14 protein-coding genes are annotated in these 13,752 nt (G+C 59.0%); 8 read left to right on the forward strand and 6 right to left on the reverse strand.

The genetic code is table 11. The annotated features are described in order from the left end of the window. Positions 1-33: 33 nt before the first annotated feature. The 4 genes from yidC to rpmH are packed head-to-tail and all read right to left on the reverse strand — an operon-like array spanning position 34 to position 2,691. Positions 34-1,737, reverse strand: coding sequence for a membrane protein insertase YidC (yidC, locus tag ACCQ08_RS05955; protein WP_239809927.1), 1,704 nt, complete (start codon positions 1,735-1,737; stop codon positions 34-36). Beyond that, the gene (gene yidD / locus ACCQ08_RS05960; RefSeq protein ID WP_084635722.1) at positions 1,734-2,018 is read right to left on the reverse strand and encodes a membrane protein insertion efficiency factor YidD; all 285 of its coding nucleotides are present in this window, start codon (positions 2,016-2,018) and stop codon (positions 1,734-1,736) included. Before yidD ends, yidC begins: the two co-directional genes overlap by 4 nt. Beyond that, the gene (locus ACCQ08_RS05965) at positions 2,015-2,497 is read right to left on the reverse strand and encodes a ribonuclease P protein component (RefSeq protein ID WP_373449195.1); all 483 of its coding nucleotides are present in this window, start codon (positions 2,495-2,497) and stop codon (positions 2,015-2,017) included. The genes yidD and ACCQ08_RS05965 overlap by 4 nt, the downstream gene beginning before the upstream one ends. Positions 2,498-2,556: 59 nt before the next feature. Then, a complete protein-coding gene (gene rpmH, locus ACCQ08_RS05970; RefSeq protein ID WP_084635723.1) occupies positions 2,557-2,691 on the reverse strand; it encodes a 50S ribosomal protein L34 in 135 nt (44 codons plus the stop codon). A 446-nt stretch (positions 2,692-3,137) separates the two neighbouring features. Here rpmH and dnaA point away from each other — a divergent pair, with 446 nt between their 5' ends. The 8 genes from dnaA to ACCQ08_RS06010 all read left to right on the forward strand — a co-directional run bounded on the left by dnaA (position 3,138) and on the right by ACCQ08_RS06010 (position 11,529). Continuing rightward, positions 3,138-4,673, forward strand: coding sequence for a chromosomal replication initiator protein DnaA (gene dnaA, locus ACCQ08_RS05975; protein WP_312414898.1), 1,536 nt, complete (start codon positions 3,138-3,140; stop codon positions 4,671-4,673). A gap of 129 nt (positions 4,674-4,802) precedes the next feature. Beyond that, complete coding sequence (gene dnaN / locus ACCQ08_RS05980) at positions 4,803-5,921, forward strand: DNA polymerase III subunit beta (protein WP_133856196.1); 1,119 nt, start codon at positions 4,803-4,805, stop codon at positions 5,919-5,921. Between the two features lie 119 nt (positions 5,922-6,040). Next, entirely contained in the window at positions 6,041-8,617 is a 2,577-nt protein-coding gene (gene gyrB, locus ACCQ08_RS05985) for a DNA topoisomerase (ATP-hydrolyzing) subunit B (RefSeq protein WP_373449196.1), read from the forward strand. A gap of 332 nt (positions 8,618-8,949) precedes the next feature. Beyond that, a complete protein-coding gene (locus ACCQ08_RS05990; RefSeq protein WP_373449197.1) occupies positions 8,950-9,360 on the forward strand; it encodes a helix-turn-helix domain-containing protein in 411 nt (136 codons plus the stop codon). A gap of 47 nt (positions 9,361-9,407) precedes the next feature. Beyond that, positions 9,408-9,611, forward strand: a complete 204-nt coding sequence (locus tag ACCQ08_RS05995) for a hypothetical protein (RefSeq protein ID WP_373449198.1) — start codon at positions 9,408-9,410, stop codon at positions 9,609-9,611. Positions 9,612-9,808: 197 nt separating this feature from the next. Next, positions 9,809-10,651 carry a hypothetical protein gene (locus ACCQ08_RS06000; protein ID WP_373449199.1) on the forward strand — a complete coding sequence of 281 codons (843 nt, stop codon included), beginning with the start codon at positions 9,809-9,811 and terminating at the stop codon, positions 10,649-10,651. A 98-nt stretch (positions 10,652-10,749) separates the two neighbouring features. Next, positions 10,750-11,160, forward strand: coding sequence for a DUF2251 domain-containing protein (locus ACCQ08_RS06005; RefSeq protein ID WP_239809933.1), 411 nt, complete (start codon positions 10,750-10,752; stop codon positions 11,158-11,160). A gap of 81 nt (positions 11,161-11,241) precedes the next feature. Continuing rightward, positions 11,242-11,529: a GNAT family N-acetyltransferase gene (locus ACCQ08_RS06010; RefSeq protein WP_373449200.1), complete on the forward strand. Its 288-nt coding sequence runs from the start codon at positions 11,242-11,244 to the stop codon at positions 11,527-11,529. Positions 11,530-11,741: 212 nt separating this feature from the next. On the opposite strand, the gene ACCQ08_RS06015 is transcribed toward ACCQ08_RS06010, so the two are convergent. Then, positions 11,742-12,347 carry a hypothetical protein gene (locus tag ACCQ08_RS06015; RefSeq protein ID WP_373449201.1) on the reverse strand — a complete coding sequence of 202 codons (606 nt, stop codon included), beginning with the start codon at positions 12,345-12,347 and terminating at the stop codon, positions 11,742-11,744. Positions 12,348-13,106: 759 nt separating this feature from the next. Next, positions 13,107-13,361, reverse strand: a complete 255-nt coding sequence (locus ACCQ08_RS06020; protein WP_312414871.1) for a hypothetical protein — start codon at positions 13,359-13,361, stop codon at positions 13,107-13,109. Between the last annotated feature and the right edge of the window lie 391 nt (positions 13,362-13,752).

Consider the following 13,752-nt stretch of genomic DNA (forward strand, 5'->3'; position numbering starts at 1 on the left):
CGCCTAGGCAATCCCTGCATTGACAAATGCCGGCTACTTGAACTTTGGCAGATTGAACTGCGGTGGCACACCCATGCGGGTATTGATGATCCACTGCTGGGCAATCGACAGCAAGTTGTTGGTCAGCCAGTACAGCACCAGACCAGCCGGGAAGAAGAAGAACATCACGCTGAACATCAGCGGCATGATCCACATCATCTTGGCTTGCATCGGATCGGGTGGTGCGGGGTTCAGCGCCGTCTGCAGCAGCGACGACAGGGTCATCAGCACCGGCAGGATGAAGAATGGATCGGGCACCGACAGGTCATGGATCCAGCCGATCCAGGGCGCGTTGCGGATTTCCACCGACGACAGCAGCACCCAGTACAGCGCGATGAACACGGGAATCTGTATCACGATCGGGAAGCAGCCGCCCATGGGGTTGACCTTCTCTTCGCGGTAGATGCGCATCATCTCCTGCTGCATCTGCTGGGGCTTGTCCTTGAGGCGCTCACGCATCTCCATGATGCGGGGATTGATCGCCTTCATCTTGGCCATCGATGCGTAGGCCTTGGCATTGAGCCAGTAGAACGCAATCTTCAGCAGCAGCACCAGCGCGACGATCGACCAGCCCCAGTTGCCGATGAAGCCGTGCAGCTTGTCGAGCAGCCAGTACAGCGGCTTGGCCAGAATCGTCACCCAGCCGTAGTCCTTGACCAGTTCCAGACCGGGAGCGATGGCTTCCAGCGTCTTTTCGATCTGCGGGCCCACGAACAGGCGCGCATCGATGGCCTTGCTCTGGCCGGGTGCAATCTCACCCAGGTGGGTGATCTCGCCGACCGAGTACAGGTTGGTGCCGGCCTTGCGCACATAGATGTCGCGCTGCGTGCCTTGGGGCAGCAGCCAGGCACTGGCAAAGTAGTGCTGCACCATGGCCACGTAGCCGTTGTCGGCTGCCTTGTCCACGCTGTCGGTCTTGCCGTTTTCGATGTCCTTGAAGTCGACCTTGTGGTACTTCTTGGCTTCGGTGTAGACGGCAGGGCCGGTAAACGTGGAATAGAACGAGGATTCACCGGCAGGCTTGTTGCCATCGCGCGTCAGCTGCAGGTACAGCTGCGGGTTGACCGCCGCAGAGCCGGTGTTGACCACCTCTTGCTTCAGGCCAATGGCGTAGTCACCGCGCTTGAGCGTCCAGGTCTTTACCAGCTTGACGCCGCCCAGATCGGGCGACTCGAACACCACGTTCAGCTCGTTCTGGCCCTCGGCCAGCTCGCGCGGACCGGGCTTGAGGGTCATCGCCGTCTTGTGGGTCGGGAAGTTGCCACCGATCAGACCGGTCTGTGCCACGTAGACGCGGTTGGCGCTTTCGTCGAGCAGCTTCACGGGCTTGGTCTTGTCGTCCTGGTCCGCGTACTTGAGCAGCTCGGCACCCACCAGCGATGCGCCTTCGCTGTCAAAGGTCAGGCGCAGCAGGTCGGAGGCCACGGTCAGCTTCTCGCGTGCAGCAGCGGGGGCTGCTGCATCGGCGCCTGCCGTGCCGGGCACGTTGCTGGCGTTCGCAGTTGCCGCAGGGCTGGTAGCGCTGGCAGCGGGCAGACCGTTGTCGGTGCTGACTGCGTCTGCAGGCGCCTGGGCCGTCACCTCAGGTGTGGGGAAGAATGTGGGTTTGCGACCATTGTGGATTTGCCACTTGTCCCAGAGCAGGACCAGGGAGAAACCAAATATCACCCACAAGATGGTGCGGCGAATATCGTTCATGAAGACTTCTCAGAGGGGGAAGAGGATGAATCGGCGGGAGTCACCAGACGACTGAACCAGCGCGGATGCGCGGGGACCGGGTCATGGCCGCCCTCGCACCAGGGATGGCAGCGCACCAGGCGGCGCACCGTCAAATAGCTGCCCATGGCAGCACCGTGCTGTTCCAGCGCCTGCAATGAATAGGCAGAGCACGTGGGCTCGAACCGGCAGGCAGAACCTAGCCAAGGGCTCAGCAGCAGCCGGTAGCCGCGCACCAAACCCATGAGCAAGCGTTGCATCATACGCTAAGCGCCTTGGCGCCCTCGTTGCGCTCGGCTTTGGCGGGCAGGCTGTTCCTGTGTGCCCGGGCAAACAGCTGCATCAGCTCGGCCCGCACCGCCTGCTTGAGCACGTCGGAGCTGGGGCTGATGAATTGCTTGCGGTCAAACGTGCTGCGCAGGCGCACCACGTGGGCGGCCACCGGCAACTGCGCTTCATGCAGCGCAGCGACGGCATAGATCTGCCGCTTGATCGCATTGCGCGTGACCGCGCGGCGTGCCCAGCGCTTGGGCACCATGGCGCCCAGCCAGGTCGCCTCAAACGCAAAAAGAGCCGGTGGCACAACCTTGGCAGGTTGGTCACCAGGCCCTGATGGGGCAGCATCGCTGCCCGAGGCGTCAGCAGACAAAACCAGCCTGTGCAGCGCAAAGTGCGCAGTACGGGCGATGGTTCCGCCTGCCATGGCGGCTTGGAACTGAGGGCGAGTCTTAAGGCGATGCATAAGTGTCATCCACTGGTGCACTACCTGGCACCAGAGAGGTGCCTGTCACCCTGCTGGCCTTACAGGCCCAGACGCTTGCGGCCCTTGGCGCGGCGTGCGTTGATAACAGCGCGGCCACCCTTGGTCTTCATGCGGACGAGGAAACCGTGGGTACGGGCGCGGCGGACTTTGGAAGGTTGGTAAGTACGTTTCATGATGCAATTCCTAGAGAGGCTTGGTTCCGGTTTGTTGGCTGCTTGCGCCCAAATGAATGAACACAAAGGCAACCAAGCTCAAGCCCTGCTCAAGCGCAACACCGGTGAAATAGTGCGGACCACCCCCATGGCAATGGCGCAAGCCAGGCTGCCAGCGCGGCGGACACGCGCGTAAAATTCGCCCTGACATGCAGGGAAACCGCAAATTATCGCAGTGTTTACTGTCCTTGGCAATTACTTGGCTTTGTCCTCGGTTTTTTCTGTAATATGCGCAGACTTTTGCCAAGTCGGCGGCCAGCCCATCGAGGAAACCCGAGCATGGGGCATGTGCAGACCCGTCCGCCGTGTGGATAACTTTTGCACAAGCTACAATAGGCAGCCGATCAACCTTCCCCCTTATCCACAACAACAACAGCGTGGGGGACGAATATTTCCGTGGGATAACAATGGATGAAGCCAGCCTGGGCCAAGGTTTGTGGCGCGCAGTTGTAGAGCAACTCGCCCAAGAAATGCCCGAGCAACAGTTCAACACCTGGATCAAGCCGCTGACCGCTGTCGTGTCGGACGACTTGTCCAAGGTCACGCTCTATGTGGCCAACCGTTTCAAGCTCGACTGGATCCGCGCCCAATACACCGGCCGCCTGGCCGCCATGCTGGAAGAAACCTACGGACAACCGGTGGCCATCGAGTTGGCCATTGCGCAGCGCGATGCCGCCGTGCGCACCGTCGTGCGCCCGCCGCTGCGCAGCGGAGGCGCACTCGCCGCCTCCGCGCAAGGCAGCGGCACCTCGTCCGGCCTGGGCCTGGGCCCCTCGTACGGGCCGGCCAGCCGCAACCCTGCCCAGGCCGCCGCCAGTGCTGCCGAGCAGTACCGCAACAGCATCCAGATCAGCGACGGCAGCGCTGCCCCAGCGAGCCAGGGCAGCGCCGAGGGCGATACCGGCAACGCCAGCGGCAATTTCCGCAACCGGCTCAATCCGGTGCTCACCTTTGACACGCTGGTCGAAGGTACCGCCAACCGCATGGCGCGCTCGGCGGCCATGCATGTGGCAGCCTCGCCCGGCCATCTGTACAACCCCTTGTTCATCTACGGCGGCGTCGGTCTGGGTAAGACCCACCTGGTGCATGCGGTGGGCAACAAGCTGCTGGCCGACAACCCGGACGCCAAAGTTCTCTACATCCATGCCGAGCAGTTCGTCTCGGATGTGGTCAAGTCCTACCAGCGCCGCACCTTTGACGAGTTCAAGGAGCGCTACCACTCGCTCGACCTGCTGCTGATCGACGATGTGCAGTTCTTCGCCAACAAGGACCGCACGCAGGAAGAATTCTTCAACGCCTTCGAAGCGCTGCTGGCCAAGAAGAGCCATATCGTGATGACGTCCGACACCTATCCCAAGGGTCTGGCCAACATCCACGAACGCCTGGTCTCGCGCTTTGACTCCGGCCTGACGGTGGCCATCGAGCCGCCCGAGCTGGAGATGCGCGTTGCGATTCTGATCAACAAGTCGAGGGTCGAAGGCACCGAGATGCCCGAGGAAGTAGCCTTCTTCGTCGCCAAGAACGTGCGCTCCAATGTGCGCGAACTCGAAGGTGCGCTGCGCAAGATCCTCGCCTACTCGCGCTTCAACCAGAAGGAGATCTCCATCCAGCTGGCGCGCGAGGCGCTGCGCGATCTGCTGTCGATCCAGAACCGCCAGATCAGCGTGGAGAACATCCAGAAGACCGTCGCGGACTACTACAAGATCAAGGTCGCCGACATGTACAGCAAGAAGCGCCCGGCCAGCATTGCCCGCCCGCGCCAGATTGCGATGTACCTGGCCAAGGAGCTGACCCAGAAGAGCCTGCCGGAGATTGGCGAGCTGTTTGGCGGCCGCGACCACACCACCGTGCTGCACGCCGTGCGCAAAATTGGTGGCGAGCGCCAGCAACTGACCGAGCTGAACCAGCAATTGCACGTGCTGGAGCAGACCCTCAAGGGCTAGCCGATGGAATTTTTTGTTTTCGCCAATTGCCTGCGCGCCGCAGGCACAATGGCAAATGGGACAGGTGCAGAGGGGGCTCCGTGCACAGCTGCCGTCCACAACAACACCGCAATTTGACAAGAGGTTGAAATGATTGTTCTGAAGGCCACACAAGACAAAGTCATCGCAGTACTGCAGTCGGTCGCCGGTATTGTCGAGCGGCGCCACACTTTGCCGATTCTGGCCAATGTGCTGATCCGCAAGACCGGCAATGCGCTGCAGCTGACCACCAGCGATCTGGAAATCCAGATCCGCACGACGGCCGAGCTGGGCGGTGACATGGGTGACTTCACCACCACCGTGGGTGCCCGCAAGCTGATCGACATTCTGAAGACCATGCCCAGCGACCAGACCGTGAGCCTGGAGACGCAGCAGTCCAAGATGATCCTCAAGGGTGGCAAGAGCCGCTTCACCCTGCAGACCCTGCCTGCGGAAGATTTCCCGCTGGTGCAGGAGGCGCCCTCCTTCGGCCCCGTGTTCAGCGTGCCGCAAAAGGTGCTCAAGGACCTGATGAGCCAGGTCTCGTTCGCGATGGCCGTGCAGGACATCCGCTACTACCTCAACGGCATCCTGTTCGTGGCCGAAGGCAACACCCTGAGCCTGGTGGCCACCGATGGCCACCGCCTGGCCTTTGCCAGCGCCACCCTGGATGTGGAAGTGCCCAAGCAGGAAGTGATTCTGCCGCGCAAGACCGTGCTGGAACTCCAGCGCCTCCTGTCGGATGCCAGCGGCGACAACCAGCCCGTCATCGAGATGCAGTTCGCCAGCAACCAGGCGCGCTTCACCTTTGCCGGCATGGAATTCGTCACCAAGCTGGTCGAGGGCAAGTTCCCCGACTACAACCGCGTCATCCCGCGCAACCACCCCAACAGCATCACATTGGGCCGCGCGCCGCTGCTCGCCAGCATGCAGCGCACGGCCATCATGACCAGCGACAAGTTCAAGGGCGTGCGCCTGACCATCGAGCCCGGCACCTTGCGCATCGCGGCCAACAATGCCGAGCAGGAAGAGGCGGTGGATGAGCTGGACATCGACTACGGCGGCCCGGCTGTCGAAGTCGGCTTCAACGTCACCTACCTGATCGATGTGCTCTCCAACATGGGCCAGGACATGGTGCGCATCGACTTTGCCGACAACAACAACTCGGCGCTGATCACCAACCCGGAAAACGATACCTTCAAGTACGTGGTCATGCCGATGCGCATGTAAGCGACGGACACGACCCGCGCGCCGGCTCGCAGATGCAGGCCGGCGCAGGACCGAGATTTATTTGATTCAAAGACATGGCAGGGCGCCGCGCCCTGCCAGTGCAGTACCAAGGCAGCTTCATGACCGCAGAAAACCAGCCGGAACAAACCCCCAGCACGCCACGCCCCGATGCCAGCGGCTATGGCGAAGGCGCCATCCAGATCCTGGAAGGGCTGGAGGCTGTGCGCAAACGCCCGGGCATGTACATCGGCGATACCTCGGACGGCACCGGCCTGCACCACCTCGTGTTCGAAGTGGTGGACAACTCCATCGACGAGGCCCTGGCCGGCTATTGCGACGACATCCTGGTGACCATCCATGCCGACGGCTCGCTGTCGGTGGTGGACAACGGCCGCGGCATTCCCACCGGCGTGAAGATGGATGACAAGCACGAGCCCAAGCGCTCGGCCGCTGAAATCGCACTGACCGAGCTGCATGCGGGCGGCAAGTTCAACCAGAACAGCTACAAGGTCTCGGGCGGTCTGCACGGCGTGGGCGTTTCCTGCGTGAACGCGCTGTCCATCAAGCTCAAGCTCATCGTGCGCCGCGAAGGCCAGGTGCACCAGATCGACTTCTCGCGCGGCTTTGTGCAAAACCGTTTGATCGAAGTCGTCGGGGGCGTGGAAATCTCGCCCATGCGCATCGTCGGCGCGACCGAGAAGCGCGGCACCGAAGTGCACTTCCTGCCCGACCAGGAAATCTTCAAGGAAAACTACGAGTTCCGCTACGAAGTGCTGGCCAAGCGCCTGCGCGAGCTGTCCTTCCTGAACAACGGCGTGCGCATCCGCCTCAAGGACGAGCGCGACGGCAAGGAAGACGACTTCTCCGGCGCCGGCGGCGTGCAGGGCTTTGTCGAGTTCATCAACGGCACCAAGAAAGTGCTGCACCCCACCGTGTTCCACGCCGAGGGCAGCCGCCCGGCTGAAACCTATGGCGGCATCCCCGGCACCGAGATCGGTGTCGAAGTGGCCATGCAGTGGAACGACGGCTACAACGAGCAGGTGCTGTGCTTCACCAACAACATCCCCCAGCGCGATGGCGGCACCCATTTGACCGGCCTGCGCGCGGCGATGACCCGCGTCATCGGCAAGTACATTGCCGACAACGAGCTGGCCAAGAAGGCCAAGGTTGAAGTCACCGGCGACGACATGCGCGAAGGCCTGTGCGCGGTGCTCAGCGTCAAGGTGCCTGAGCCCAAGTTCAGCAGCCAGACCAAGGACAAGCTGGTCTCCAGCGAAGTGCGCGCGCCGGTTGAAGACATCGTCGGCAAACTGCTGACCGAGTACCTGGAAGAAAAGCCCAACGACGCGAAGATCATCTGCAACAAGATCGTTGAAGCTGCCCGCGCCCGCGAAGCCGCCCGCAAGGCCCGTGAAATGACGCGCCGCAAAGGCGTGCTCGACGGCATGGGCCTGCCCGGCAAGCTGGCCGACTGCCAGGAAAAAGACCCGGCGCTGTCTGAAATCTACATCGTCGAGGGTGACTCCGCAGGGGGCTCGGCCAAGCAAGGGCGCGACCGCAAGTTCCAGGCCATCCTGCCGCTGCGCGGCAAGATCCTGAACGTGGAAAAAGCCCGCTACGAGAAACTGCTCTCCAGCAGCGAAATCGTCACCCTGATCACCGCGCTGGGCACCGGCATCGGCAAGGTCAGCGAAGAGTCGGGCAAGAGCAGCAGCGATGACTACAACCTCGCCAAGCTGCGCTACCACCGCATCATCATCATGACCGATGCGGACGTCGACGGCGCCCACATCCGCACCCTGCTGCTGACCTTCTTCTACCGCCAGATGCCGGACCTGGTCGAAGCCGGCCACATCTACATTGCGCAGCCGCCGCTGTACAAGGTCAAGAACGGCAAGGAAGAGCTGTACCTGAAGGACGGCCCCGCGCTGAACCAGTTCCTGCTGCGCGTGGCGCTGCAAGGCGCCAGCGTCAGCACCGGCGGCGCCAACCCGCGCAACATCGATGGGGAAGAGCTCAGCCGCCTGGCGGCCATGCACCTGGCAGCCGAAACCGTCATTGAGCGCCTATCGTCCTACCTCGACGCCGAAGCGCTGCGCGCCATCGCCGACGGCGTGCAGATCCGCCTCGACACGCTGGACGATGCCATGGTCTGCGCCCCTGTGCTGGAAGCCAAGCTGCGCGAGCTGACCACCACCGGCGTGCCCGCCGAGGTGACCGGTGAGCTCGATCCGCACACCGAAAAGCCGATCCTGCGCATCAGCCGCCACCACCACGGCAACATCAAGAGCTCCATCCTGACCCAGGAGTTCGTCGAAGGCCAGGACTACGCCGCATTGGCCGCCGAAGCCCAGAACTTCCACGGCCTGCTCGCCGAAGGCGCCAAGGTCACCCGGGGCGAAGGCGAAAAAGCCAAGATGGAGAAGGTCACCGACTTCCGCCAGGCCATGCAATGGCTCATCAGCGAGGCCGAACGCACCACCGCCCGCCAGCGCTACAAGGGCCTGGGCGAGATGAACCCCGAGCAGCTCTGGGAAACCACGATGGACCCCGAGGTCCGCAGCCTGCTGCAAGTCAAGGTCGGCGACGCCATCGAAGCCGACCGCGTCTTCACGATGCTGATGGGCGACGAGGTGGAACCACGCCGTGACTTTATCGAGACCAATGCGCTGCGAGCGGGGAATATTGATGTGTGATGGCCCATGGGCCGTCAAAGACTGAGGCGCCGTTTTAGCACCCTCTCTTTTGACCGTTGCTTAGCTTCAGCCTAATGCCTCCCTACAAACAGCCGCGAAAGCGGCTGTTTTTACGTCTGCTGGCGCACTTCCGCTTCAGGCATGCAGTCGTACTCTGGCTGCAGTTAACACGCTCGTTTTCCACCAACGTGGCTGACTATGCCGCCATAAATCCTATTGCACTAGGATTTCAAGCAAGTACCGCGTGACTGCATCCCAAAATCCTAGTCTGCCAGGCATTGTTGAATCCACGGTGGGAGGTTTTTTTAAAAATGCCTAGTTAACCAGGAACAGTGAAGCACGAAATCAAGTCCTCGTCAGACCTCGCCCATGCCATCCGAGCCGTGCGCAAAGCCTCGGGCATTCGGCTGGATGACCTCTCGGGCATCGTCGGCGTCAGCAAACAAACGACCTCCAATCTGGAATATGGCAAAGACACAGTTTCCTTGGGAACGGTTCTGCGCCATCTGGAGGAGTTCGGTACCCGCTTGTATGCCGACATCTCTGACCCGAAGGCCATGCAGCAGCTGCTCAAGCTCTCCAGAGGCGACCCGGATGCGGTCGAGCGCATAACAGCAGCGCTGGACAAGCCTCCCACCCAAATTCAGCCTACAGGGTTCCACTTGGCCATGGAGGATTTGGCAAAGACGGCGGCGCCGGCAACCACCGAGTCGGCGCCACAGCCCAAGCCCCGCAATCGCTAAGCATCCCCTCAACCGCGCGCTCGTGGTGTACAGCAAGGCGGCCCAGCGTGGCCGAAGCCGGGGTCGCGCTGGGCTTGGCTGCAGGCATGGCGGGCCGCATTCTGGACGAGACGCGTGGCCATATCGACAAGGCCGCCGCAGAGTTGTTGCGCGACGATGCACCGCACATCCAGGGCAACCCACAACACCTGCGTGTTGCCCTGGCCATGCGCCATATCGTGATGGTAGAGATGCTGGAGCGGCGGAGGTAGTCCGAGAATTGCCTTCCGCCGCAATGGGTGTATGCGCCCGCCCCCTGCGCATGCGCTTGGCGGTTCACAGAAGCTCTGGGGGGTAATAGGCGCCTGATGCATCCACCGCACCTGATTTTGCATGCCATGACTACAGGAGCCAGCCACAAAATCCGCACTGCTACACTGCTCCCGACCCCACTCCCCGCCCCAGAGCCTTGGCCCAAGCCCCCCAAAACCGCGCCGCGCTGCGCAAGCGCAAGTCCAGCTGGGCATCGCTGCGCATGCCCCAACGCATTACGGCGACCTTGCAGAAAAAGCACTGGCTGCGCCTGCATGGCCTGTGCATGGGGCTGCTGGTCATGCTGGTCATGTGGGCCGTCACGGCAGCGCTGCTCCATTCCGGGGTCCACTCGATGGCGCTGCGCTACGCCATCAGCTTGGGGGTCGGGTATGTGGTCTATTTGCTGGCGCTGCGGCTGTGGGCCGCCTACCTGGTGCGCAATGCCTATGCACGCAAGCGCGATGACTCCTGGGTGGATGGCGTGGACCCTACACCGGGCCTGCAGTCTGGCGAGGGCACACCAGATTGGGAGGCCGGAGGGGGTGGTGATTTTGGGGGCGGGGGCGCATCGGGTGATTGGGTCGATATAGAGGTATCTTCAGCAGCATCCAACGCTTCAGAGGCCTCCAGCTCCTGGACTGACGCCGTGGATGTGGTCGATATCGGCGGCGGCGATGAGGGCATCATCATCGTGCCAATCCTGGCGGTGTTTGCCGGTTTGCTGCTCGCCTTCTTTGGCTTTGGCGCGCTGCTGTGGCTGTACTTTGGCGTCGATGTGCTGCTGTCCGTGGCGGTGGAACTGGCCTTTTCGATGATGACCGCCCGCGCGCTGGTGCAGGTGGAGCGCGCAGGCTGGCTCGCCTCTGCCGTGCGACTGACCTGGAAGCCGCTGCTCGGCGCCCTGGTCTGCGCTGTGGCCCTGGGTGCATTGGCCGACTGGTGGGTGCCCGATGCCACCACCTTGCGCGAAGTGATCGCCCATATCCGCGGCACGTGATAACAAGCTTGGTCTACCCAGCGCTGCCACAAAGCCGGTTTATGCTGGGCCCTTGCTGGCCCCCACGGCTTCCCTCTCATTCATGACAAGGACTGTTCATGCCCATCGTCGTTACTGCCCAGGACACCATCCAGATCGGCGCCGCCGAGCCCATCCAAGGCAACGCCCCTGAAGGCAGCTATGCCGCTGTATTCGAAGACGATGGCGACACTGCCTACTTCTACGCGCTGGATTTTGCGAATGCCGAGCAACCCATTCAGAACGCGCTGCACATCTACAACGTGGCCGATGTCTCAGACAAGCACCTGCCGTCCGAGGTGACGATGGGCTGGTCCACCGATGGCAGCAAGGTCGTCCTGCTGATCAATGGCTACCCGCATGCGGTGTTTGATTTTGCGGCCAAGCATGGCTATTGCCGCACCGCCTTCCCGCCGCCCGATGCAGATTCCGGCTGGAGCGGCCATGAATGGTCCGACGATGCCGTCGAGCTGTTTGCGACGGAGAGCTGATACGACAAGGAACACAGCCCTGCCGATCGCAAGGCTGCAGCCTTCCCTTATTCTTGGGGTTTTGTTCAGCCAAAGGCCCGCATGCCATACACCGTCCAACACGAAGAAGCCGATTCCAAAGGCGCATTCTTTATCAACCGCGATGCGTCACGCGTGGCCGAGATGACCTACAGCCGCACCAATGCCACGATGATCATCATCGACCACACGGAAGTGGACGATTCACTGCGCGGTGAAGGCGCGGGCCGCCAGCTGCTCAATGCGCTGGTCGCCTGGGCCCGTGAGACGCACACCAAGGTGCTGCCACTGTGCCCCTTCGCTAAGGCCCAGTTCGCCAAGGATGCGTCGCTGCGGGATGTGCTGTCCTGATACGGCTAGGGCAGAGCGCATCACGACTCTCTGCCCCACATACGCATGCTCAGAGGGTGACCCAAACTGCACGGACAGCAGCCCCAATAGCTATCCGCTGAGCTGTCCTCAGCCCTTACCTTAAAAGGGCATCTAAAAATTGCCATATCTATATGGCTAGGCATCGAACTCTTGGCAAAAGACCGCCTGCATGACTGGATATAAAAGCAGCGCTATATTGCTTTCTGGAATTCCAGCTCATAGCTGGGCATTCCAACACCGCCCCCCGCTGCAGATTGCTCAAAGCGCAATGTCTGCGCATCATCCCGCTTGGCAAAGCCCTCCAGGATAAGCGCCATCATATAAAAAATATGACGCGGCGCTGCCATATATGCCATGCGCTTACGAGCCGGCATGATCGTTCGATGGCCTCCGTTCTTGGCCATAGAGATAGGCCAGCCCTCTTCGAAAATACCCAACACAGGCAAGTACAAAAAGGGGTCTTCTGAGCGTGAACCAAAGACAAGATCGGATGAGAATCCTGCGAAAGGCGTTGTGGCATAAAACGCTTTCATCCGGATACCGGAGAAATCCTGATCCATATCATCACTTCGCCAAGATTGAATGCACAAATAACGTGCATCGCTACCAGCATCTGCGGGAAACCTCAGAAAACGGTATTCCTGTTGCGCGGCTGATATCTTTCTAAAAAATCCTGCGATGCCCATAAGGTCGGAATGGTGCACCACGATCCCAGGCAAGGCAATGTGCCCAACACACCTTTGGTTTAAATTTATTTTTATCAATGGATAGTTACTTACCATGGCGGGGCGATTCATTAAAAATTAAGAGCATGTCGTTATTTCTCTGAAGCCCGCAGCGTCACATTGAAAAATACTGCATCAGATGCATCACGCCAGGGATACAAAGCAACACCCAGACAACGAAAAACAACCACTTTTTGATTCGCACTTTCATAGCAACAACCCTCACAAAGAAAACCATTACAGCCGAAAGTAGAACAAGGCCAGCGACATCAAAACCAATGCAGCAACGATCTTGCCTCTATTTTCATTTGCAGCTTTCGCAATGGATGTCAGATTAGCCACACAAGCTACAGAAGCCAAAAATGAGAATAGTACTGCGCCATAGTATTTATACTCAAGCCCCTGCACTACGAGCAAAATCAATATTGGGTTTATAAGCAGGAATTTTTCATCAGTACCCTTTAGCCTTGAACCTGACTCATGCCAAATCTTAATTTTTCACCTGATACCCGAACCACCATCTGAACAACAAAACAAGCACAAAGGAAACAAACAGATATATGGTCAAGACGACATTTTTGACAAAAATATCAGAAAGCAAAGGATCCGCTATCCAAGTCTTAACAGGAAATACAGATATAGGAAGCAAGTAAAGACAAGTATCGAGCTTTGATTTTTTCAAATGCGCACCACAGCTGCAGCATTTCTCCATAGCGCTAAAAATCGCTTTCCAGAATAGGAACTCTCCGCAATTTTCGCATCGACCCCTCATAACAACTCCTGCATACGTTCTACTACGCTTCTACCTTGATAGCACTCACCCAAAAATATCTACAGGAGGAAACCTGCAGCAATCCCCATAGAAAAGAAAGGGAAGATGGCACCATCCAGAAGAATATACTTTAGTTTATCTTCTTCAATTTTTCTTAGGAATTGCACCTCAATGACACCCAACAGCAACCCAATGCCGAAGGACTTTAATATATTCAGGGAGGGTAGGGAAAAAATAAACTTAACTAAAAAGCATAAAATCACACCAACCAGCAATATAAACAGAGGGAAAAATATCGTTGCAATTCTGTTCATCACTACCATCCAGCAGAAAGATATAAAAATCTAGAAATCCCAATTTCTCACATCAAAAATACTCAAGCCAACAGATTTATTTCTTGAAGCGCATAGCAATCCACGCAGTCATAAGTGCAACAAATAAAATCATAAGACCAACAGTGGCATGATTCCCATCCAGAACTCTTGCCAATCGACTCAACAAAAAGCAGTTAAGCAGAAAAATTGCGATCGCTGAAAAGCTCTGCAGTTTCAAAAAAAGCAAAGACACAAACGACAGCGACGATATCAAGTACCAACAATAGAAAAACTGATTGAGAACAAAGACGGCTTCAGTATTTTTTGAAAAAGTTAATCCAATTAGAATTAAATTAACCAAACCAATTAATACAATCACTATTGCACGCAT

The organism is Comamonas sp. SY3, assembly GCF_041730275.1.
In the GTDB taxonomy this organism is placed as follows: Bacteria; Pseudomonadota; Gammaproteobacteria; order Burkholderiales; family Burkholderiaceae_C; genus Comamonas; species Comamonas sediminis.